General features: G+C 50.1%; 19 protein-coding genes. All 19 read left to right on the top strand.

Features of this window, described 5'->3' with window-relative positions:
• Positions 1–3 precede the first annotated feature (3 nt).
• Positions 4–2247, top strand: a complete 2244-nt coding sequence (locus tag ACX1CU_RS09075) for a peptidase M23 (RefSeq protein WP_459402234.1) — start codon at positions 4–6, stop codon at positions 2245–2247.
• Positions 2248–2263: 16 nt separating this feature from the next.
• On the top strand, positions 2264–2800 hold the full coding sequence (locus ACX1CU_RS09080; protein ID WP_459402235.1) for a hypothetical protein: 537 nt from the start codon (positions 2264–2266) through the stop codon (positions 2798–2800).
• A 367-nt stretch (positions 2801–3167) separates the two neighbouring features.
• On the top strand, positions 3168–3659 hold the full coding sequence (locus tag ACX1CU_RS09085; RefSeq protein WP_459402236.1) for a hypothetical protein: 492 nt from the start codon (positions 3168–3170) through the stop codon (positions 3657–3659).
• A gap of 88 nt (positions 3660–3747) precedes the next feature.
• The gene (locus ACX1CU_RS09090) at positions 3748–4260 is read left to right on the top strand and encodes a hypothetical protein (protein WP_459402237.1); all 513 of its coding nucleotides are present in this window, start codon (positions 3748–3750) and stop codon (positions 4258–4260) included.
• Between the two features lie 31 nt (positions 4261–4291).
• Entirely contained in the window at positions 4292–6334 is a 2043-nt protein-coding gene (locus ACX1CU_RS09095) for a DUF1176 domain-containing protein (RefSeq protein ID WP_459402238.1), read from the top strand.
• A gap of 130 nt (positions 6335–6464) precedes the next feature.
• On the top strand, positions 6465–6722 hold the full coding sequence (locus ACX1CU_RS09100) for a PAAR domain-containing protein (RefSeq protein WP_459402239.1): 258 nt from the start codon (positions 6465–6467) through the stop codon (positions 6720–6722).
• 5 nt (positions 6723–6727) lie between these two features.
• Positions 6728–7978, top strand: coding sequence for a hypothetical protein (locus tag ACX1CU_RS09105; protein ID WP_459402240.1), 1251 nt, complete (start codon positions 6728–6730; stop codon positions 7976–7978).
• Positions 7975–11373 (top strand): ImcF-related family protein, encoded by a 3399-nt coding sequence (locus ACX1CU_RS09110; protein WP_459402241.1) that lies wholly within the window; start codon positions 7975–7977, stop codon positions 11371–11373. The genes ACX1CU_RS09105 and ACX1CU_RS09110 overlap by 4 nt, the downstream gene beginning before the upstream one ends.
• Before the next feature lie 71 nt (positions 11374–11444).
• Positions 11445–14024: a hypothetical protein gene (locus ACX1CU_RS09115; protein WP_459402242.1), complete on the top strand. Its 2580-nt coding sequence runs from the start codon at positions 11445–11447 to the stop codon at positions 14022–14024.
• Entirely contained in the window at positions 14021–14866 is an 846-nt protein-coding gene (locus ACX1CU_RS09120) for a hypothetical protein (protein WP_459402243.1), read from the top strand. The genes ACX1CU_RS09115 and ACX1CU_RS09120 overlap by 4 nt, the downstream gene beginning before the upstream one ends.
• A gap of 269 nt (positions 14867–15135) precedes the next feature.
• A complete protein-coding gene (gene tssF, locus ACX1CU_RS09125) occupies positions 15136–16899 on the top strand; it encodes a type VI secretion system baseplate subunit TssF (RefSeq protein WP_459402244.1) in 1764 nt (587 codons plus the stop codon).
• Positions 16863–17960, top strand: a complete 1098-nt coding sequence (tssG, locus tag ACX1CU_RS09130; protein ID WP_459402245.1) for a type VI secretion system baseplate subunit TssG — start codon at positions 16863–16865, stop codon at positions 17958–17960. Before tssF ends, tssG begins: the two co-directional genes overlap by 37 nt.
• A complete protein-coding gene (gene tssJ / locus ACX1CU_RS09135; RefSeq protein ID WP_459402246.1) occupies positions 17941–18477 on the top strand; it encodes a type VI secretion system lipoprotein TssJ in 537 nt (178 codons plus the stop codon). Before tssG ends, tssJ begins: the two co-directional genes overlap by 20 nt.
• Before the next feature lie 235 nt (positions 18478–18712).
• Positions 18713–18922, top strand: a complete 210-nt coding sequence (locus tag ACX1CU_RS09140) for a DUF6538 domain-containing protein (RefSeq protein WP_459402247.1) — start codon at positions 18713–18715, stop codon at positions 18920–18922.
• A 199-nt stretch (positions 18923–19121) separates the two neighbouring features.
• The gene (locus ACX1CU_RS09145) at positions 19122–21167 is read left to right on the top strand and encodes a bifunctional 2',3'-cyclic-nucleotide 2'-phosphodiesterase/3'-nucleotidase (RefSeq protein WP_459402248.1); all 2046 of its coding nucleotides are present in this window, start codon (positions 19122–19124) and stop codon (positions 21165–21167) included.
• A gap of 291 nt (positions 21168–21458) precedes the next feature.
• Positions 21459–21920 carry a phospholipase domain-containing protein gene (locus ACX1CU_RS09150; RefSeq protein ID WP_459402249.1) on the top strand — a complete coding sequence of 154 codons (462 nt, stop codon included), beginning with the start codon at positions 21459–21461 and terminating at the stop codon, positions 21918–21920.
• Between the two features lie 79 nt (positions 21921–21999).
• Positions 22000–23169 carry a glycerophosphodiester phosphodiesterase family protein gene (locus ACX1CU_RS09155; protein WP_459402250.1) on the top strand — a complete coding sequence of 390 codons (1170 nt, stop codon included), beginning with the start codon at positions 22000–22002 and terminating at the stop codon, positions 23167–23169.
• 323 nt (positions 23170–23492) lie between these two features.
• Positions 23493–24221: a phosphonate metabolism transcriptional regulator PhnF gene (phnF, locus tag ACX1CU_RS09160; RefSeq protein ID WP_459402251.1), complete on the top strand. Its 729-nt coding sequence runs from the start codon at positions 23493–23495 to the stop codon at positions 24219–24221.
• Entirely contained in the window at positions 24222–24665 is a 444-nt protein-coding gene (gene phnG, locus ACX1CU_RS09165) for a phosphonate C-P lyase system protein PhnG (protein ID WP_459402252.1), read from the top strand. It abuts the gene before it with no gap.
• Position 24666: the final 1 nt, after the last annotated feature.

Consider the following 24666-nt stretch of genomic DNA (forward strand, 5'->3'; position numbering starts at 1 on the left):
ACAATGATTATCAGTCCTCCAAGATTACGTAACAAGAACAGTGGCGAAAAAGATGCCGATTGGGTAGAACGAATGATCCCGATCGATGTCCAGCGTAACTTTCCGATTAATGCCAGCCAAGCCTGGCATGGTGGTGTTCATCTGATGCACAGCGATATCGGTAGCAATGTGGAGTATATCCGTGCCATTGCGGACGGGACGGTCATTTCCCTGCGCCAACCTGACCAAAAGAAACGGGATATCCCGCCGTTGAACTACAATGGGAGTACCGATTTTGGCTACGTATTACTTAAGCATGAAACCGAAATTGGCAGCGGTGATGAAGGTAAAGTTCAATATTATTCGTTGTATATGCACATGGGTAGCATTAAAAGTGAGGTGAAACAGGGGAGCACAGTTTCTCGCAAAGATCCTTTGGGCCAGGTTGGGCATATTGATGGCAAAAACGGCATTCACTTCCAGATATTTTGTGACGATGCCAATCTGAAAAAGCTGGTAGGGCGCGAAACGACAGAACTGGATACAGGCAAGAATGGTCGCGCTAATATCGTCTATGGTGATATGCATTTTTATCTGCCTGCAGGCACCAAATTTTACCCGACGATACCGGCGAATGACGGGGCAACGGCGACAGAAAGTACCGAGCCGTTATATGTCACTATGCGTTTTGAGAAAGGTAACTGTAGCATGGTTACCCGTCGCAAATTGGTCCTGAGCAACACCTATGTGACAGTAGGTGAGGCGTTGGTTAACGTCGATGGTGAGGATTATGAGTACAACCTCTATAAAACAGCTTTTAAATTATACCCCGATAGCCCGAGTGCAGGTTATGAGTTGTTACGCTTTGGGCGGGTGATTAATACCGAACATGAAACACTAGTCCCTGCCAATGCGCCCCTGTGGCGTACGGTAAACTATCCAGGGGGCCGTGGCGTTGTCAATCTGGCCGACAGTAAGATAACAAAATTCAGCGACGGCGATTTTCCTCACTGGACTGGGTGGATATTGATTGACGACGATACAGACGATAACAGCCAGTGGAACTCTCCTACGCTCTTTGCCCTCAATGGGGAAGATTTAAGCCGGACGATTTGCCACTTTCCGCTGGAATGGGATGAAGCAACGGCTGAGGATCGTTATCGTTGGTTAAAGTCACCGACAACATCGATTTCACTGGCTAAGCATCAGACGGACCTTTTGGGGAAAGACCGTGTAGGTAATAAACAAGAGGCTTCATATACGCAACCCGAACTCCAAGAGTTTGATCAACCTACACCGTCAACCTATGAACTAGCTGGTGAAATATTTGATCAACCGACACCATCAGCTTATGAACTAGCCGGTGAAACGATCGCATTGGCAGACAAAGATTGGGATGAATTGATGGCGCATATCAAGGCGTTGTGTTTTGATGCCAAGGCGCTTGGGCTACCAGCTGGACGCGTCTGGCACTTTGAACCACGGCAGTTTATTTCGCATTTCAGGAAGTGTGGATGGATGGGTGAAAATGATTTTATACGTCTTATTCGTCGCAATGAGTCAAGGGCATTACAACCATCGTTAACAAAGGATCAAGTAATCAACTGGTTGACTGTTGAAGGAACAGCACGGTCAGGAGATATAATCCGTCCTGCAAATGTAAAAGCTAGTTTATCCAAAGTATTGAATAAATATCTTATCACCTCACCGTTAAGAATAGCTCACTTCATGGGCCAAATGGCTAGGGAAACCGGTCGATTTAAATCATTTGTAGAAGACGGTGATTTGGAGTATTTCAATATGTACGAGCCTGGAGAAGTCCAGGGAGACAACTTGGGGAATACACAAACAGGAGATGGCGCAAGATTTAAAGGGCGCGGAACAGTGCATCTTACAGGAAGGTTTAATTATAGTAGATATAGTAAATATCGTTTCGGACCAGGGTCTGAATACTTTACACAAGAACCTAATAATATACTCCCAGTTACAGATGCTTACTATGCTTGTGATGCCGGTGGTTATTTTTGGGTAAGCAAGCAGAAAATGGTTCGTATAAATGGCCGGTTAACTCCAAGTGGCAAGTTTAGTGTTAATTATTGGGCTGATAAAGGTAGTGACCACGGCGATGCTGAAGAAGTCACTAGGCGTATAAACCCAGGGAGGGAAGGGTTTGAGGATGTTCGTTGGCCATCATTCCAGCATGCTTGGTTTGTTTTGAATGATGAGATATCTCAAAATAATAACTATCGACCAATTGAAATAGCTTGAGGTGAATATGAGTTACATGCGTGGAGTTAAATTTTCATTGTTTTTATCATTGTTTTTTATATTTGGAAACTGCAATGCTGATGATGCGGATCAAGAAGCGGTACAACTTTGTGCTACTATAGGGAATGATTTAATTAGTGCTGTGATGCCTAATGCCAAAATATCTGGGCTGGAAAAAGAGACTTTCTTACTTTTAACAGGAAAAACACAAGATCCTAATGTTTCTCCTGATGGTTCTCGAGCTACTACTTTTGGGCATGGATATATTTATAATAAGAAATTATATACTTTTGACTCGCTCTCAGTTATGACTATGAATGATAATGTTGCTTCTGATGTTGTTACATACCTATATCCCGGCTTGAAAAATAAAAGATTAGGTGGTTCTTTCTACTCTCATAGCCACTCTTCGAATGAAGATGTATTTAATAATCTAATTTTTATCGGTAACGCCGGTGATGTTATCCATGCAAAAGTATATCCTTTAGGTGACAAAAGTTGTCTTTCAAAATTTCCAGAAAAGATCACTGGCAATCTTGTGATTCAAAAATGATTTTTCATAAGAAGCCAAATATTGGCTTCTTAATTATAACATTGAAATTATATTTAAAAAATTTTGGGTAAGTGAATATTTATTTGGAGGGGGTAGTAAATCTAAATAACGGCGCCTAATTGTGCTACCCCCTACATCAGGTCTGGCTGGGCTTGGATTTGCTCTTTGCTGTTAAACGGTTTCACCGGCTACTGCTGATCACTGGACAAACATCACCTGAATTCGAAACTGTAGCGGTATTAGGCACAGTTATTTAACGACAGAAAATTCAATACATATTCAACTTAAATTATGATGTGTGGATTCTGGCTTTACAGATTTTACACTATCGCGGAGATTAGCAGTGTTGCTGAACGGGGGGGGCTAAATGAGGTATTTTTTAATATTGCTTTCCATTTTTTTTATTGATTACACTTATGCTAGCCAACGCTATAAAGATGTACTTTTCAACGGTGCTACACTAAGTATTCCAACTGAATTGAAGGCTAATGAAGAAAATAATTGTTTGAACATTAATGATCCGAGTGCGCAAGGCTCAGGGAATTTTACAATATGCAAGTACATATCAAGGAAAGACAGTTATTACTTTATCAAGAATGAAGATGATAAATGGGAGGCTATGACTGAGGGGGTTCCCGTTTTAGCCGATGTAAATGTTATTTCAAAACTCACCGGCTTGAGTGCTATAGTCGCATGTAGATATAAAGATGATGCGGGATATCATGTGGATCAATGTTTTCAAGCAGAAATTCTTTTACCAAAAAAATCAGGATTTACTTTTATGGGTAAAGGTGATCCACATGCATTTGATGTTTACAAGAAAATATATTCATCATTCAAATTGAAAAGTATTGATTAAAATTATTATTTCGGCATTGTGATAATACTCGTGAAAATTAGGTGCTATTCCATTGTGGCGACTTGGGGGATAAATGAAAAGGATAAAAATGGAGGCTGTAGTCAAGGAAATGAAAATATTATTAACTGGTCTGGCTTTTTTCTTGTTTACAATTAATTCATGCTATGCATTTCAACCCGGATTAGATATTTCAATTTTAGAGTCAAACAAACTAAAGATAAAAGAAAATAAGTCAGAAAGAATTTATAAATTCAATGTGTCAATCAATGGCTATGAAGTAAATTGCTCTGGGACAAAAGTGGTACTGTGGGGATATCCATTAAAATTCAATGATCAGAGCCCCGCTAGCAATGGTTATGTTATATTTGATCTGGAAAATAAGAAAACAATAAAAAAAGGTCTAATGAGTCATGGGATCTTTGGTGCTGTGTTTTTATCTGATAATTCCAGGGTATTACTTGAAACAGGCAGTGGCTATATTGTAAACATCAAGTCTGGGCGTGAGGAAGGATTTGATAATAATACGCTAGAGAAATTAGAAAGCATATCGGAAAACTGCCAAAAGCCAAACGGTTGGAAGTATAATAAATTTCCTGAATAAATTTGCGTGTTTTTAATGTAAAGGCTTCTATATGCGTGTTTTTATACTCTTTGCTCTGGGATTACTCGCCACAGGATCGTCATATGCCGCACCATTAAAAGGTTTTTTCTTTAGTCATAAATACTGGGAAGTGGCCTGTGATAATACAGGTACTTGTCGGGCTGCGGGTTATGGTGAAGGAAGTGAAGAAAAAGTCAGTGTTTTATTAACGCGTCATGCGGGAACCAATGACAATGTGGAAATCGAGGTTGCTTTTAATCAGCAAACAGAGGGAGACCCTCCTAGAAGAAACGTGAAATTGTTTATTAATGACAAGCTGGAGGGAATATTAAAGGAAAAGTCATGGGGGTATTTCTCACTCAATTATGAGCAGGGAAAGTCTATCATTACTGCATTGCGTCAGAGTGATAAAATTGAATTCTTAGCCAATGGAGAGCGTGTGGAGCTCTCGACGGCAGGTTCGGACGCCGTTTTTTTGAAAATGGATGAATTTCAAAAACGTATTGGGACACGTAGCGCATTGCTGCACCCTGGAAAGAACAACAATGATCATGTTTTACCCGCCATTCCAAAACCCGTAATCATTACCCGGCCAGTTATTGCATCTCCAGAAATTAATCCATTATCTCCAGCGCAGTTACAAAAAATAGGGCGCTGGATACAACCAACACCAGAAATGTACTGTAGGAAGCTTGATGAGGGGTATGAAAGGGTTTACGACATCATCCCGGTAGATAAAAATTATTCATTAATAAGAACAGAATGCTTTGACGTATCCCGTTTTGCTATGTGGTTGATTGATAATGCTTTCAAATCGCGTCCACAATTTATCACCCGTGATGTTGGAGACTATAAGGAGGGTAAACTCTGGGAGTTCAGTGGGCCGATTCGAGCCTGGGTCTGGGATGGCAGGCAATTTGTTCTGAGTGACCAATACTATGATACCGTTGGACTGGGATTTAACTTTTTCATCGGTGGAGTCTGGCACCTTCCTACCTTTGTCAGCAAAGTTCGCACTCAAAAAGAAGTCGAACGTGATAACGCTGCGCTGAAAAAATTTTATGACGCCGTTATGAAAGAGAAAATGGCGAACCCGGAGCTACCGACCTTAGGCAAGATTACTGAGCAGTTTCCGTTAAAAAAACCTATCACCGATTTTGAGGTTTCGTATGCTGAAAACGCCCAACTGCCAGAAACCAAACCCTCTGCCGATATCACTGACGACGAGTGGCAGGCGTTTTTACACTCAAATATTACCACCTATACGGAAACTGGCACGGTAAGGTTTCAGCTTGTTGACCTCGATAATGACGGCAAACGTGATTTAATTGTTGATGCCTATGTGGGGGGGACCGGCTTATTCCGTTTTACCGGTGTTCTCAAACGCGGCAATACCGAATTTTACTCCACCAATAATGGTGTGGACGATAATGAATCCAGTATATCAGGAGAGCTATTTTCAGAAAATGGACGTGGTGCTAACCAGTGGAGTCAGTGGATTGAAATCGATGGTCAGGTCTATGCACTTTGGTTTAATGGCATGTTCGGTGAGGATAATCTTTACCTGATACGTCCGTTTAACAACGCTGACAAAACGGCTGTGGTTACCCTTCGCTACCATTATCAATTAGATTCAATTGGCTCTCAGGAAGAAGGGCAGCCGCTGACACCTGCGCTGAGTGATAAAGACCGGAAAGGGTTGTTGAAGTCGCTTGAAAAAATGCAAAAAAGCTTGTTTAAAGAGCAACCCATTGGGCAGATTACTCCCCCCATATGCCCAGTCCCCCCAGGAACATTGCCTGAAGAGGCCGAACGCTATAGCATGGGTTTCCCTCTTCATTATGCTTATGAATTTGTTGCAAAAATTCCTGTTTGGCTCAATGGCCACTGTTATATAGGAACCGTCGCCAGCCACTTTGGACATTACAATCACGGTGTTGATGGGGAGATTATTCTTTTGTCCCCAGAAAATGATGAAGAGCCTATCGGCGGCTATACAGTGACTGGGTTAAGGAATGTGACGTCGGTGACTAGTGGCTATAAAGAACGTGAAGGTGATAACGGGGTACCCTAATTTGATACTGTGGGGCAGCCACGAACGTTAATATTACTCTTTGATAACTAACGTGATCCGAAAAAATAAGATAGTATCAGCAAGTGCTGTTTTTTCATGTTAATCCTCAACGTGATAGGGAAGTAATACGATGAAGGGAATTATTCGCATCGGTGATAAAACCACCCACGGCGGTGTCGTCAAATCAGGGTCTTCCACTATGAGGTTCGGCGGCATTGGGGTTGCTCGCCTGGGGGATCCGGTCTCTTGCCTCGCTCACGGGAAGACCGTGATCAGCGAGGGGCATGCCACATTCTGTGATAACGGGATCCCGGTGGCCTTTCATGGCCATCGCTGTGCCTGCGGATGCACGTTGATCTCTTCTCTGCCCCAAGCTACAGCGAGTTAATCATTATGCCCGTCAGATTGGATCGTCTGCCCGGATTGGCCCCGCGTCCGGTGCCTCCCCGTTGGTGGCGCTGGTTGGGGGTGTTCCCCTGTTTCCTTTTGGTTGGGGTGGTGGTGGCGGTCTTATGGGGTGGAGAGTCACTCGCTCGCCAACCACTGCTGTTCTGGTCACTGGCGTTGGGGATCCCGGCCTTGTGCTGGGGCCTGTTGGCGGCGGGGCGCTGGCTGGTGTACATCGGCCAGCATCTGTTGGCCGATGGCTGGGATGCGCAGCGCTGGCAGGTGTTGCTACAGCAGACCCGACAGGGCCGCCGCTCGTTGCAGGTGTTGGGGGCGGTATTGCATACGGCACATTTCAATGAGGAACATCCTGAGAGGCAACTTTCGGCCCTGACGCACAATGAAAACGCGCTATTATCACAACCCTCCTGGCAAGGTCAGGCAGCAGTCAGGCATAGTCGGCTACCGCAGTTGGAAAATCCGTGGGGGGAGACGGAAGATGAGCCATCGGAAGCGGTGATTCAGCGTCTTCTGCTTTCCCTATTTACATCGTTTGCTGAGACATTATCTCCTCTGGACGAAACCGTTCCTCTAAAGCTGATTGTCGAATCGAGTACGGCGTTATCTGACGAGGCATTGCAGCAGGTGTGGCAAGCCGCCTGGGATGATGCGGGTATTGCCCACCCAATGAGCCGGGTTGACGGTGTGGGATTGTCAGGGGTGGATGACTGGCTGGATAATCATATTCATGAGGCGGCACTGCTGGTTGTGGTGGCGCTGCAGATACATCCCCAGCAACCCGAGATGACCGCCGAATCGGCCGTCGGGCTGATTTTCGGCAACCGCTTGACCCAGACAACGCTCTCCCCGCAGGCATACCTGCACCGCCCGGAATTTGCCCCCGAATCCCGGCTAGAATACGCGGTCCGTCAGGCGCTGGACTGGGTGCCGATGTCTCCCGAGTCAATCAGCCATGTATGGCTTTCCGGCCTGCGCGAGGAGAGTACGGCCTCACTCAGCACGGTGATGGAAACGGTGGCGTTTCCGGTGACGCGTGAGCAGGGGATTTACGACCTGGACGCCTCGTTGGGGCATCCCGGTTGCGTGACCCCCTGGTTGGCCATTGCTGCGGCCACACAGGCCGCTCAGTTAACACAGGCTCCCCAGTTTATCTTCAGTGGGGCGTCAGCACCTGAGACTGGTGTATGGAGTACCGTGGTTTCCCCCCCTTTATCCCCGCAGGAGATAACGCAGTGACGCGTACCTGGACCCGTTCTTACTTCTGGCCACTGGCCGTGGTTGTACTACTGATTACCGCCGTCCTGAGCTGGTTGCTCCGGCGCGAACCGGGCCTGCTGGGCCTCACACCCGGCAGTGATGCCCACCGTTACTGGCAATGGGCCGTTCCTGGCGTTGCTTGTCTCGTCCTGATGCTGATGGGCGTCTATTACGCGGTGGTTCGCCGCGCGGGTCGCCAGGCCTATGAGGTGCAGCGACAGGCTTTGAAAGGGGACGACCATAAGGAGATCCCCGACGCTGAGCCGGTGTCTGAAGCGTCCACCGCTTTTGACGGGATGCGTCGACACCTGCGCCAACGCCAGGGTTTCTTCTGGCGGCGCAAGACCCGCATTCTGCTGGTCGTGGGGGAGCCCGAACAGGTTGAGGCACTGGTGCCTGGCTTGACCACCCAACACTGGCTGGAAGGGCGTCATACCCTGTTGCTGTGGGGAGGCCGCCCACAGGACGAACTGGCGGAGCCCCTGCACCGTACCTTGCGCACGTTGCGTCGCCGTCGCCCGTTGGACGGGATTGTCTGGGCGCTGACCGAAGCGCAAAGCCAGAAATCTACCGCCCTGGATAACGCCTGGCGTCAGTTCCAACAACAGGGTCAGCGTTGGCATTGGCAGGCTCCGCTGTACCTGTGGCAAGTGGTTGACAGTGACTGGTCGCAGTGGGAGCGACCGACACAGCCTGTGGGCTGCCTGTTGCCATCACGCTGTACGCCAGAGCAGATGGCAGGTCACCTGCAGACCCTGGTGACCCCGCTGCGCCGCGAGGGGATTGCACAGATGCGTGAGAACATCACGCATGATTATCTGCTGCGCCTGTCCCAGACTCTGGTGCAACGGGGTATTGACCACTGGTCACGGGCTTTGACCCCGTTATTGCGTGACTTCTCCCCGGCGTTGGCGTTGCGTGGCCTGATGTTCAGCCTGCCGGTGGCGAAAGCCGAAGACGGCGCGCCACACGGCTGGTTACCCGATCCGGTCTGGCAGGGCGTTCTGGACGATAATCGCGCCCGTGGCCGTCGTGTCGGGTTCTCCTGGGAACAGAGTGCGTATGCCGGTCTGCTGGGGCTGATGTTGTTGTGGGGGGCGGGCAGCCTGCTGTCGTTCTTGACCAACCGTCAGCAAATGGTAACCGCGCAGGCGCAACTGGCGGCCATTCGACAGCAGGCGGCCCCGGATGAACAACTGCTGGCCTTGCGGCAGATGCAGACGGAACTGGAGCGCCTGCAATTTCGTGCTGAACACGGCACCCCCTGGTATCAGCGTTTTGGGTTGAACCAGAACGAGGCATTGCTGAATGCCCTGTGGCCGCATTTTACGCAGGCCAACAACCGGTTGATCCGTGACGGGGCGGCGGCCAAATTGCACCAACAACTCAGCAAGCTGGCCGCGCTGCCACCTGAAACCCAGGAGCGTATCGCGCTGGGGCCCAAGGGGTATGACCAACTCAAGGCCTACCTGATGATGGCGCGGCCGGAGAAAGTCGATACCGCATTTCTTCTCCGCGTGCTGGCCGAGAACGACACCGCCCGCACGGGGGTAACGCCCGGCGTCTGGCAGGCCGTGGCCCCGGATTTATGGGGCTTTTATGCCCGCAACCTGGCCACCCATCCCGAGTGGCATATCAAGCCGGACGCGGCCCTGGTGGCTCAGGTGCGGCAATTGTTGCTCCGGCAGATGGGGCGGCGTAATGCCGATGGCGCGTTATACCAGAAAATGTTGCAGTCGGTGGCCAACAACTATGCCGATCTGACGTTGGCCCAGATGGTCGGGGATACCGATGCCCAGGCGCTGTTTACCACTCAGGAAGTAGTACCGGGGATGTTTACCCGCCAGGCCTGGGAAGGGCAGGTGCAAAAAGCCATTGAAACGGCCGCGACCGCACGGCGGGAAGAAATTGACTGGGTGCTGAGCGATAGCCAGCACCCGGTGTCTGACGATGTGTCGCCAGAAGCCCTGAAGGCCCGGTTGACCGAGCGCTATTTCAGTGACTTCAGCAACGCCTGGCTCAACTTCCTCAACAGTCTGCGGCTGAACAATGCCGCCAACCTGTCCGACGTGACCGACCAACTCACCCTGATGGGCGATGTACGGCAGTCCCCGCTGATTGCGCTGATGAATACCCTGGCCTATCAGGGGCAGACCGGCGCGCGCAGCGAGGCGCTATCCGATTCGCTGGTTAAATCCGCAAAAAATCTGCTGCATAAAGACAAATTACCGGCGATTGACCAGGGCAGTGAGGGCCCGACCGGCCCACTGGATGGCACCTTTGGTCCACTACTGACCCTGATGGGTAAAGGCAATACCACCGGGGTGATGACCGCCGACAGCTCACTCAGTCTGCAAACCTTCCTGACCCGCCTGACCCGGGTACGTCTCAAGCTGCAGCAGGTGGCGAACGCCAACGATCCGCAGGAAATGACTCAGATACTGGCGCAGACGGTGTTTGAGGGTAAGAGCGTTGATCTGACCGATACCCAGGAGTATGGCAACCTGATCGCCGCCAGTCTGGGTTCGGAATGGCGCAACTTTGGCCAGACCCTGTTTGTGCAACCGTTGAACCAGGCCTGGCAGACCGTCCTGCAACCGTCTGCTGCCAGCCTGAACAGCCAGTGGCAGGCCTCGATCGTCACCAGTTGGCATACCGCCTTTGACGGGCGCTACCCGTTTGCCGCGACGCGCAGCGATGCCTCGTTGCCGATGCTGGGGCAGTTTATCCGGGCGGATTCGGGGCGTATCGACCAGTTCCTGACCCGCCAGTTGGGGGGCGTGCTGCACAAGGAAGGTAACCTGTGGGTGCCGGACAAGGTGAACAGCCAAGGGTTGCGTTTCAATCCGGCGTTCCTGCAGGCGGTCAATCAGCTGAGTCAGTTGGCCGATATTCTGTATACCGATGGCGGCATGGGGATCCGTTTTGAACTGATGGGCAAGCCGGTGCGTGACGTGGTGGAAACCACCTTCAATCTGGATGGCCAGAAGCTGCGTTACTTCAACCAGATGGAAAGCTGGCAGAGTTTTAACTGGCCTGGTGCCACCGATAAGCCGGGGGTGATGCTGACCTGGACCAGCGTCAACGGCGGGGCGAACCTGTTTGCCGATGAACAGGGCAACTGGGGGCTGATCCGTCTGTTGGAAAAGGCGGCCATCACACCGCTGGATGACGGTGATACCCGTTATCGTCTGATCCTGAACACCCCGGACGGGACGCCACTGACCTGGAATATGCGCACCGAACTGGGCCGTGGACCGCTGGCCTTGCTGAAACTGCGAGGCTTTACCCTGCCGACACAGATTTTTGATGTCCAGGCGGAAGCCGCGCCGTTGTCTGGGGCTGACACAGTGGATAACCCGATCGAAGAGTAGCCAGAATAAAGACACGGCCATTCGTTGTCATGGCTAGTCAGCCTGGGATGTTTTTTACAGGAGTTTATGGAATGAAAATGGTTCTGCCCGTTGAGGGCTATTCATCTGCCAGTGAGTTGATGTCTGCTTTGCAGGGAGGTTTGGGCGATGCTTTCTGGTTGTTCAAGTCTCAAGGCCATTGGCATGGTGGTATCCACCTGAATGACCGGTTCTATGCCGGTGGCGTGTACGATCCGAGCGGCCAGCGCCGCAGCGGTCTGAACGTGATGACAGACGGTCAGATAGTTGCTTACCGGCTGAATGATGATTATCTGACGGCGGCGTACAAACTGACTCATCTCCCCAAAGCCTTTCGCTTCACATCGACCTTTGTGTTGATCAAATCTACCTGTACGCCCGATACCGAGAAACCCGATAACGCGCTGGATTTTTACACGCTGTGGATACAGTTGGCCCCGTTGGCGGCGTATGGACTGGAGGCTAACACGACCGCCAAGGTGGTGGCGAGTTCGCTGAAAGTGCGGCAAGACAACCCGGCAACCGGCTGGGTGCGCAGTGGATTGCCCCAGGGGGCTACCGTCCCGACGTCGGCGGATGGCCAGCGTCCTTATGCCGTTCCGGTCGAGAGCCAGGTTGTTTTGCCTCGCAACAGTGTGGTGGAGATCCTTGAGGAAGCAAATTTCTTCCTGCGCGGCAGGGTGGCCCCGTTTGCTTTCGTGCGAGTGAAAACGGTGCCGGAGGGGCGTTCATCGACCGTTGAAGCAGGCATGGCGGGGTGGGTTTCCGGGCTGGAGAGATACCTGAAAAGGCAGACCCGGCCTGTCCCGGCGTGGATAGAGGCAGCGCGAAAGAAAGGGATCTTCAATGAAGTGGTGACACTCAAGGGTGATGAGGTTATTCAGGTGAAGGCCGGTGATGTTATCGGGCATATGGGGCGGCACGAATCGCCATTTGAGCCACCGAATCATTTCTCCCATCTGGAAGTGTTCAGTCAGGACAGCCGTCTGCCAGATTTTGTGGCGAACAAAACAGGTTTCACGGGGGGCGAACCGCTTATCCGGTCACTGGCTGGGAAAACACGGTATCTGTATCAAGAGGAGGGAAACACCTTTGCGGTGTTTGGCGGGGATGATCCGTCACCTACCCATGAAGACAGGTTTACCCCGATGGGAAAATCTGCCAAAAAGATGGCGGAGGGGAAAGACTGGTACTACGTGCCGGAAGAAGGTGCCTGGCTGCCAGTGAATGACGTGACTCTCGTCAATCAGTTTGATCTGGCAAAACGGGGGTTTGTGTTACTGAAGGAGGAAGCTCCGCCGAAAGACGTGCAAAAAGCGAGGCAGGAGCCGTGGTTTCGGGAGGTGTTTGAGCAGCTTAAGGCGCAGGCAGACAGCCACACCCAAGGGATGTATTCAGCAACGGTGTCGGAGGGGTATCAGCGTTTGTTGCGTGAGATGGACAGGGACGGCGATGGAAAGGTCTCTAACAGTGAATTGTGGCAGTATCTACATTGCCGGGAAAAGCACATACAGGATCAGGTGCAGCGGTTTATCGTGAAGCACCACAGTGAATGGGTTCACGATGCGAATTCGGCGCTGTGGCAGAGTACGTTGGCTGAGATGGCGAAGCGCTATCCGGGGGATGCGGAGTACAACCGCCAGCATATCAATGCGATGGTGTGGATGAAGCATGTGCCAGAGATCCGCAGTGGGGAGGCGTTGTGGCATCTGCATCCGGTGGCGTTTTTGGAGGCATTGAGTTCCTCTGAATGTAACTGTGAAGAACTTTATGCTAATAGATTTAAAGTTACAAAATACGGGACACAATATGGCCCAGTTTACTGGGGGGAGATAACTCTTGCGAGTTATGCTCGATGGGACAAATTAATCTCAGAAGGACAAATCACGCAAGATGAGAAAACGATACTTATCGCTATGTCTGAGAATGAAGGCAAAATGGATGCGATTCAGTCGTATGATAGTGAGGTAATCACTGCTGGTGCCATGCAGAAAACGGTTAAGGATGAAGAAGGGCGTGAAGGGAAAGGTGAACTTCCTACTCAACTCGCGAAATTTCGAGATCTACACCCTGATTTGTACGAAAACTATGTAACGCATTGTGGTTGGTCTGTAGAAGGGACGGGTTCATCTGCAATAATGTATTACAGCGATCAAGTTTTAACTCAAGGGAATAGGATCACAGCATCAGACTTGAAAACACTGATAAGGCAGGGTAGTAATGCAACTTCATATGGAAGTATTGTACACAATAAACCATTGGCAGCATTGCTCAAAGTTATATTATTACCTGAATATTTGGATATTCAAGTTTTAGATTTCATACAACGACTTCATCAATATGAGGGGGCGACGGTAACTTCTGAAAATAAAAAAATAAAAGATTTTGTGAAGAGTAAATTTGGACGTGCGGTTGTTTTAGATCATTCAGTTAATAGACCTGGATATGTTGTTAGGGATTTTAAGAAAGCAATAAGAAATTTCCATTCACATAACCCTGCAATAAGTTTAGATCCTCAAACCTGGGGGGCGGAACATAATTTTTATGAAAATAAATTACTGGAAGAGTATAAGTTAACTAGGGAAATGACGAATTCTATCGAGAGATATAACTCATTAAGGATTAAGTTATGATTAAATTCTTTATTATTCTTATCGGTTTTTTTTCTATGATAAGTCATGCTGATATACTAATCAAATCACCGAATGGTAATTTTTTAATATTCTCAAAAGAAAAGAAAGGTGAGCACTTTGATAGTCATGCCTGGGGGAAGTTAGCATTCTCAAATAAAAATAGCCTATTAGACATAACTCGTAGCGATAGATATTATACTGAAGATGGTTCAACAAAAACATCTCCCTCTGGCAACTACGTGATAGTAAATAGTATTTCAGGTGGAGAGGTTACGCAGGAGGACGGAACGCAAAAATATACTGACAAACAGTATTGTAGCGTAATTGATATGAGAGATGGTTGCATAGTGAGTGATTGGGATGGTGAAGTCTGTGGTTATGACTGGGTTGATAATAAAGATATATTGGCGAGTTCAACGGCACAGGGAGCTGATACTTTTCCCTTTCTATCAATGAGACCATCAATCAATGGAGTAAAAAAAACCTTCTCACTGATAAGTGATAAAGGAATAGAGAATATATTGCGGTGTGATGTGCCAAATACAGGTAATATAAATAATTATCAAGAATTACTAAAAGAGAGCAATGGTTCAAAAGAGGTTATCGCCAACGCAATTGTTGATTATCTAAATGGTATCAAAAATGAATTATCGGTAAAAGCTAAGGCGGTTTTGTTTTCTGAACCGAATGTTCATAGCAAAACAAAAGCTTATCTTGTATCTGGTGATAAAGTTAAAGTAATAAAAATAACGCCGGATAACGAGTGGGCAAATATTGGTTATATTAATGCTAAAGGTATGCCTTTAGTGGCCTGGGTCAAACGCGATCTAATCGCTGACTGAAAAATAACCCAAGCCGCTCCATTCTGCGGCTTTCGTTCTGACGCATCTGGAGCCTTTGACGCGTGGTGCTCCATCCTGGAAAGATTACCTGAAAGCTTCATCGAGCGGATGTCATAGGTACCAGAACTAGACCCAGTTGCCGTGGCAGTTTGTTAAATTTTTTTGATGAAGCAAAGAAAAATGGATAAGTTCGTCACGAAAATGAAAATAACGCAGGATATTAAATATCCGTTCACGCACTGATTGTTATTTTAAGAGGCACTTTCTGCATGGAAGATTTAACCCTGCGCTATTTCGAGGCCGAAATGCGCTACCTGCGTGAAGCCGGTAAAGAGTTCGCCCAGGCCCACCCGGATCGGGCGGCGATGCTGAACCTGGACAAGGTGGGGGCCAGTGACCCCTATGTCGAACGCCTGTTCGAGGGCTTTGCCTTCCTGATGGGGCGGCTGCGGGAAAAGCTGGATGATGATTTGCCCGAGTTGACCGAAGGGCTGGTCAGCCTGCTGTGGCCGCATTACCTGCGCACCATTCCCTCGTTGTCGATCATAGAACTGACGCCCGATCGGCAGCAGATGAAACACAGTGAAAACCTTGGTCGCGGGTTTGAGGTGATGTCACAACCAGTGGGGGCACACCAGACCCGCTGCCGGTATACCACTACCCAGGACATCACGCTGACGCCGCTCAGCGTGGCTTCGGCGGGCATTGCCACCGAGCCTGACGGGCGATCGGTCATTCGGCTGCGGTTTGCCTGCGGGGCGTTGACCGACTGGAGCCAGACGGATTTGAGCCGCCTGCCATTGTACCTGAATGCCGATGGTCCGGTGGCCTGCGCACTGCACCGGGCGTTCACGCTGCAGGCGCAGACGCTGTACCTGCGGCTCCCTGGGCAAACCGATCGCCAGCGCCTGGATGGGCACTTTTCTCCATTGGGGTTTGGCGAGCAGGACGGGCTGTGGCCAAAAGGGGAGAGTGCGTTCAGCGGTTATCAACTGCTGCTGGAGTATTTTACCTTCCGTGAGAAGTTCATGTTTGTGGCCCTCAACGGGCTGGCGTCATCGACATTCCCGCAGGGCATGCCCTGGTTTGAAGTGGATGTAGTGCTGGACACCCTGTGGCCCCATGATTTGCCGTTCAATACCGACAATATCCGTCTGCACTGTGTGCCGGTGATCAATCTGTTCCAGTTGGAGGCCGATCCGCTGACGCTTTCACCGCTGGAGAGCGATTACCTGCTGCGCCCGATGCGCCTGCAGGACGGGCATACCGAAATCTATTCGGTCAACAGCGTGACCTCGTCCAAACATACCGGGCATCAACATTACGTCCCGTTCAGCAGTTTCCGCCATAAGGGAGGAATGCTGCGTTCCGAAGCCCCGGAACGCTATTTCCATACCCGCGTCAAACGCGGTGTGAACGGGTTGCACGATACCTGGCTGATCCTCGGGGGCGAGGCGTTTGACAGTGACAAACTCGGCACCGATGAAAGCCTGTCGCTGACGCTGACGGGCACCAACGGCCAACTGCCGCGCACCGCGTTGCAGAGTACCCTGCTCGATACGGTGGTGCCGTTCGCCCAGAGCGGCCTGAAGGTACGCAACCTATGCCAACCGACTATGCCTTGTTATCCCCCGAATCGTGACCGTTTCCACTGGCGAATATTGAGTCATCTGGGGTCGAACTTCCTGCCGATGATGGACAATGCCGAGGTGCTGCGCGGCACCCTGGCGCTGTACGACTGGACGGAGAATGAGATGAACCGTCGCCGTCTGGCGGCGATTGTCGATGTCAAACACCATCTGATACAGCGCTTTGAAAGAGGCTTCCTGCTGCGGGGCGTGGACATTGAAGTCACCCTCGACAGCAACGGCTTTGCCGGCGAAGGGGATATCAGCCTGTTTGGCGAGATGCTCAGCCGCTTCTTTGCGCTGTACGCCGATATTCATCTGTTTAACCAGCTTACGCTGATACTGCAACCGTCAGGAACCTGTCTGCGATGGAAAGAGAACCACAGTCAGCGCATACCCGGCTGAAAAACAGCGGGCTTGTTGAAGCCCTGGCCGGGCGGATGTCGTATGCCAATGTCTACCGTTTCTGCCAGTTGCTGGAACAGGCGCTGCCGGACAACCCGCCGCTGGGCAGTACCGCCCACCCGGCGGATGATCCGGTGCGCTTTCGGCCGCACCCCGGCATGGGGTTCCCGGTCAGTGAACTGAAGGCACTGGAAACCGATCCGGATCATCCCGAACGGCCAGCCACCGTGCGCACCACCTTTCTCGGCTTGTACGGGGTGGATTCCCCGTTGCCGACGTCGTATCTGGATGACATTGCCCAGCGTCGGGAAGGGCATGAGGCGATTGAGGCATTCCTCGACATCTTCAACCACCGGATCTTCACCCAATTCTATCGTATCTGGCGTAAATACTCCTACCCGGCCACCTTTGTGTCGGGCGGGACTGACGCCACCTCACAATGCCTGCTGGGGCTGATTGGGCTGGGTATTCCCGGTACCGCTAACCATATTGGTACCCCGGTGTCGCGTTTTCTGGCGCTGCTCGGGGTGATGCGTTTGCCGACCCGGACAGCGGAAGGGGTGGTGGCGCTGGTCAAGCTGCTGGCCCCGAACACCGTGGCGACGGTGACGCCGCACTGCCCGCAAAAAATCCGATTGGCTCAGCCTGCCAGCCTGTCGAAAATTCCCTCGGTGAGCCTGTCTCAGGGGGCGGTGTTGGGCGACACCGGGATTGATGTTAACAGCCAGTTGCTGTTGTTGTTGAGTACCGACGATCCGGCAGAAGCTCAGAGTTGGTTGCCGGGCGGGCAGTTACACCAGGATTTGCTGGTACTGCTGCGGGTGTATCTGGGGTGGCGTTGCAATGCCCGATTGCAGCTGCGACTGCCGACCCACAGTTTACCGGCTCCGGTGCTGGGTGAACCTCGGGTACTGCTGGGGTTGACCGGCATACTGGGCGTCGGGATGTCGCCGCCACCGGCGGCGCTACCGGACAGCATCACGGTCAGTCTGGGCCGTTATCAGGGATTACACCTCAATACCAAAAACAGGGAGAGTCAGTATGTCAATTACCGCTTTTAAGTCACCCTTTGCCCTTGTTGTGGCCGTTGCGCTGCTGAGTGGCTGCGGTCTGACACAAAGCGTGGTGGAGGGGACCAAGTCGGCCACCAAATCAGTTTTCTACAAGCAGATCACCACACTGCGACTGGATTTTACCGGGCGTGCGGCGTTGAACCGGGACGATGAGGATATGACGGCGTTATCGGTGCCGACAATGGTTCGGGTCTACCAGTTGCGTGACAGCAAAGCGCTGGAGAAGGCCACCTACCAGAGCGTGCTGAACGAGGGCGATGCCCTGCTGCAGGCTGACCTGCTGGCCTGGCGTGAGGTGGTGGTAAAACCGGGGGACGGAGCGACGCTGGACATGCCGCTGGATAAAGACGCGAAATTTGTGGCGGTGGTCGGGATGTTCAGAATGCCAGACACGGCAAAGAACACCTGGCGGCTGGTGATCCCCCGTGAACAACTGGAGCCCGATCGTGCCCGGGTGATAGAGCTGGGTGACAACACCCTCAAGTTGCAACCGTTGAAGGAGTAGCATGACAGCGCTACATAACGTGCTGACAATAGGCTACTTTGATGCCCGTGGCATGCCTCGACTCTCATAACCTCAACGACTCGAACCGTCCGGTGCGGACCCGCATGCCGAGTGGTTTGGCAGGGGGCAGCTAGCTTAGCTGCCCCCTATGTCGATCCTTCTAGTTGTTTCCTAAAGATTTTCTCCCCCCCAAGAATTCCTATTGCTACACACAGATGCTACACAGGGTTTCCCTATGTGCACTCATCTGGTTAAACGTGGCTCACGTTATTACTTCCGCAGAAGAATCCCTTTATCTCTAATCTCCCATTTCCAACGAACAGAAATCCTCAAGGCTCTAGGCACGTCCAATCGCTTTGAAGCAGAAAGGTTGGTCCGGCTGGAAGGTTATCGCCTCAGACTGCCCCCGATTTACGCGCAGAATCACCAGCGCATTTTGTTTTAGAGCCAGCGACATCGCTGGATAACGGGGCAGGGTGTGGTTAGCTATCAGTTTTTATTAGCTATTATTGCATTGTTCACTAAAATGAAACCTCGATGTAATAGACGGTTTTTATTCTTGTTTTTCTATATTTAATCATGGACTGATGTTTTCTATGGTGTCAATCAATGTTTAAGTGACGCCCCTATTTCCTGGAGAGCTTATGTTAGCCGGTTTTAAGAAAAATATTATTTCCCTGTCTCTTCTATCCATCGTGGTATTGGTATTAGACGCCTGTGATTCAAGCAGTAATCGAACAGATACTGCCGTTGCTCCAGTCGTCGGTACCAGCGAACTGACGCTGGTTTCGACCACCGATCTTCATGCCAACGCCCTCAGTTATGACTATTTCAAGCTTAGCGAGGATAATAGCGTCGGGTTTGAGCGAACTGCAACGCTGTTGCGGGAAATTAAAAGCAAATACAGCAACGTTCTGTTATTTGATAACGGCGACACCATTCAGGGTACGGCCTTGGCAGACTATCAGGCGCAGGTTAATCCGATTAACTGTGATGAAAAGCTGGCTATTTACCAAGCAATGGATGAGATAGGTTACGATGCGGGTACTTTGGGTAATCATGAGTTCAATTACGGTTTACCTTATTTGGCCCAGGTGACTGGGGCAACATTTAATATAGCGGCGCTGCCTACGGTGAGTGAGCAAAAAAAATGTGTCGGCCCCAATTTTCCGTTGGTTTCATCCAATGTCTGGAGCCAGAAAGACGGCAAGCCACTTTATAAGCCGTATATCATCCTGAATAAAAACCTGAAAACCTATGACTCACAGGGTCAGGAAAATCTGGCGTCTATCAAGATCGCCGTGATTGGTTTCACTCCTCCTCCTATTATGAACTGGGACAAGCGCTGGCTGGATGGGCAGATCGGCGTCAGCGGCGTTGTCGAAGCTGCCGAAAAATATGTTCCCATGGCCAAAGCGGAGGGGGCCGATCTGGTTATTGCACTTTCCCATGGTGGATATAGCACAAGCGCTTACTCCGCAGAGATGGAAAACGCCAACTATTATCTTGCAAAAGTCCCTGGAATAGATGCGATCATTATGGGGCATTCCCACAATGAATTCCCGCTGGCATCCTGTAATAGCAGCGTCTGTAATGCTCTAGGCGTCGACAGCAAAAATGGTTTTCTGAATGGCGTTCCGGCAGTGATGGCCAGCTATTGGGGGAAGGCGGTGGGGCTAATTCATTTGACCCTACAGCACGATCAATCTGGCTGGAAGGTCATCAAGGAAAACACCCGTGTTGAATTGGAAAAAACGCTATTAGATCCGAGCACAAAAACTTATGTCGCCGCCGATCCGTCAATTTTACAAACGATTCAGGCCGTTCATGAAGAAGTGATTGATTATGTCAAAACGCCGATTGGAAAAAGTGATTTTGATATGACAACCTATTTTGCCGATATTGGTGAAGCCTCCGCCATTCAGATTGTTAACGCTGCTCAGGCGGATTACGTCAAGGCTTATGTCGATCTTAATCTCCCTCAGTATCATGATATTCCGGTTCTCTCTGTCAGTGCGCCATTTAAGGGGGGCTTTTCTGGTGTGGGGGATTTTACGGTGGTTGAAGCGGGGGATCTCTCTATCTATAACGCCGCCGACCTCTATCTGTATCCCAATACTGTCTATGCGGTGCTGGTCACGGGGGATATTGTCAAGGGTTGGCTGGAAAAAGCGGCGGAGCGCTTTAATCAGATTGATCCAGCTTCTGACGTGGCGCAAAACTTGACCACCTCATTTCCCAGCTTTAACTTTGATATGTTTACGTCCGATGACCTGAAATACCAGATTGATATCACGCAACCCGTCGGCAAGCGGATTGTTGATCTCACCTATAAGGGGCAAGCAATAGATGCCAGCCAGCAATTTATTATTGCCACCAACAATTATCGAGCAACCGGCGGTGGTGGTTTCCCAGGGCTCACGGCGGATCGGATCATTTATGCATCACCGGATAACAACCGCGATGTACTGATAAATTACATCAAGAATCGTGCAGTATTAACACGGGAACAGGATGGCAGCGCACGTAGTTGGCGTTTTGTCCCGGTGACCACCGCAGGCCCGGTTATTTTCCGTTCCGCCGCAGATAAACTGGCCTATGCGCAGAGCATCGGCTTGAAGAATATCAGCGTATATAAAGCGGATGATGGCAATGGTATGAGCCTATACCAGATTGATCTCTCTAAGTAATCTAAAGTTTAACGTCACATTGTTCGACAAAACTTTTCCATTACAGCAGGGTAATACTCCTGCTGTAATGGAACGAGGATATAGAGATCCCTCTTATTTCCAATGTCATACTAATTACATATTTCCTTAATATATATACCATTATTTATCAGTATCTTTTTCTGGGATCAAGTTGTCGATGCATGGCTTTTGCTACTTCCTGCCGTAACTTGAACAATACAAAGCATAAGGCAATGGAAAACGTGATATGCCCGAAGTCATTCGAGGGGCTGCTAACGGGAACAGAGCGATTTGAAGCGCGTACCGCGCCGTTATGTGGTAGAAGCGGGTAAACAATTGGATGACGTTTGGGTTCTCGATAACGCGGATGCAGGGGCTTATGATTTGTGGGTGCTTGGCCCCAATGGCTACCATCGGGCTTTTGCTGGCGAACTAACGCTGGGGCATGCCGATCCTGAAATACGCGTTTGTTATGACATCACGTATGGAAAAGTGCTGGTTACCCTGATGAACAGCAGCGATCGGCCCTGTGCCTTTTACGTCACAGCAAAAGCTTATCGCAAAGATGGCCCCTGGACGGCCACTGTAGCCGCGGGCGCACAGCAGGAATGTAGCTGGGAGTTGCAAGACAGCGGCAACTGGTATGACTTTGAGGTGACGTGCCAAGAATTACCCGCTTACTATCGCCGTTTTTCCGGGCGGGTAGAAACCGGTAAAGACAGTATTACCGATCCTGCCATGGGGCTGTTATAAATGCCAAGTCATGCAGTCAGCATTTATGCAACATGAAGTATAACGAGTCTATATTCTAAATTTTTAAAAGGAGAATGTTATGAGGGGCAATAGAATATTTAATCTTAGTGCAGTCGCCGCAGGGACGATATTGTTCACCGGCTGCGATGGTGATACCGAGTATATTACCAAGACGGAGACTGAGTATGTGACCCAAAAAGAAACTGAATATATCACCAAGCCAGAGTATATCGAACCAGAACTCAAACCCATTAAGTTACCGATAATCATTGCACATAGAGGCGCAAGCGGATATTTACCCGAGCACACGTTAGGGGCCTACGAGTTAGCCGTTAAAATGGGCGCCGAATACATTGAGCCCGATCTTCAATTAACCAAGGATGGTGAGCTTGTCGCTGTTCATGATACGACCTTGGAACGGACGACCGATGTTTTGGAACGTTTTGGTGCCAGAAATGGTTCTACGAATGTAGGGGAGTACACCTTAGCAGAGATCAAACAACTTGAAATGAAGCTAAATGGCACTGCTAAATATACTTATCCGGGTTTTACCCCAACATCGAACGATCCATTTAAAGTCCCTACTTTTGATGAAGTAATTAAGCTGGCTCAAAGGCTTTCAACGGAGACAGCAAAAGAAATTGGCATCTACCCAGAAGCAAAATTAAAAGATGAGCTTCAAGAAAACAAAATACTAGAGTCATTAGAAAAATACGGTTACACTGAAAAAAACAAAATATACATTCAGTCTTTTAGTGCGGAGACATTAAAAAGCTTAAAGAACAAAATGCAAAATAGAGGCTATTTATTACCTCTGGTTCAACTGGGTAATGCGATTGATAGCAGCTTTAATGACACTGAGTATAGTGGGACTTTAGGCTTGGATTGCCAGGATTACTGCGTACTTACACAAGACAGTCCTCCACAGGTGATTCGTCTTGCTGATATCAAAGAATATGCGCCAGATATTGGTGTATCCCTCTCTACGTCAAAGGCGTTAACAACCAGTTCGAGTTGGCCTTTATATACACCTGATTTTTATACTTATGCTCATGAGCTTGGTATGACCGTTACAGGTTGGACGTTTAATAAATCAAGGCTAGATGCTCTGTCTATTGCTGAATACTTAGGTTTTTTTGAACTTGGAATGGATGGTTTTTTCTCCAATTATCCTGATATTGCCGTTGAAGCAAAAGCGCTGTTTATTGAAACGCAAAAACGCTTGCCTACAGAGACTCAGAATCCATAAGCAGAGGTGGTGAGCTAATTTAACGATAAAATGATGTGATACCCAAAATAATCCGAAGGAGCGGCAGGTTATTTTGCAGCCAAAGCACTCTTCTTTCTCACCGGCGATCGTCCGGTGAGAAGGGGGAAAAGATGTTGGCTGAGGTATAAACAACGACAAGACGCGCCACCCCCTGCATTGTTCATCAATTCGCCATCCCCACGTAACGCCATTGTCATCAGCGATGGGCACCATAACGCTAACTTTTGTTATGGAGTGCCGATTATGAACGCCATCGCTGCCTGCATATGCCACCAGTTAGATAACGTGTCGGAGTTTTTTCTATGACACACTTATCTAGACATCCGACCACTTACCCAACACGCTATCAGCAGATCGCCGCACAGTTGGAGCAGGAACTGGGCAGCCAATACCGCTGCGGGGATTATCTGCCCTCTGAACAACAGCTTGCCGAACGTTACCAGGTCAACCGCCACACGCTACGCCGCGCAGTAGACGAACTGGTAAAGCGTGGCTGGCTACAGCGCCGCCACGGTATTGGCATTCTGGTGCTGATGCGCCCCTTTAATTATCCGCTGCATGCCAATGCCCGTTTCAGCCAGAATCTGCTGGAGCAGGGCAGTCACCCCACCAGTGAACGTTTACTGGCGGTATTGCGCCCATGCAACGGGCATATTGCCAGCGCACTCTCACGCGAAGAAGGGGAAACCATCATTCATCTGCGCACCCTGCGCCGCGTGAATGGTATTCCGATCAGTGTGATTGACCACTATCTGCCCGATCTGGATTGGTGGCCCGCATTGCAACAGTTCCACAGCGGTTCACTGCATCAGTTTATCCAGCAACATATCCATCAGCCGCTCACCCGCTATCAGACGCGCATCAGCGCACGCCGTGCTCAGGCTAAAGAGAGCCGCCTGCTGGAGATCGCTACCCACGCCCCTTTGCTGTGCGTGCGCACCCTGAACACCTGTACCGGCAGCGATCGGGTGGCGGAATATTCCGTCAGCCTGGCGCGCGCCGACATGATCGAACTGACGATGGAGCACTGAATGCAAGCCTTACAGCAGAGACAACGCTGGATGTCGGTGTTGGCACATAGCCAGCCAGCCCAGTTGCGCAGCCACTGGCAGGCGCTCAACCTCAGCCCGAGCTACCACAGCCTGCGCGCACCGGAGATCGGCCTGGCCCAGTTGCAGGGGCGGATGGGCGCCACGGGTCGCCGCTTTGTGCTGGGGGATATGACCGTCACCCGCGCAGTGGTGCAGTTGGAAAACGGCGGCCAGGGTTACAGCTATATCAGCGGGCGTGACAAAGCCCATGCCGAGCTGTGTGCGCTGATTGATGCCCTGCTGCAACAGCCGGGCGGCCATGAACTGCTGCAACAGCGGTTGATTGAACCCTTGGCGGCAATGCAGCAGGAACAGCGCCAGCAGCGCGCCCGTTCGGTAGCGGCTAGCCGGGTGGATTTCTTTACGCTGGTACGAGGGGACTAAG

It is taken from the genome of Serratia sp. D1N4 (assembly GCF_054552755.1).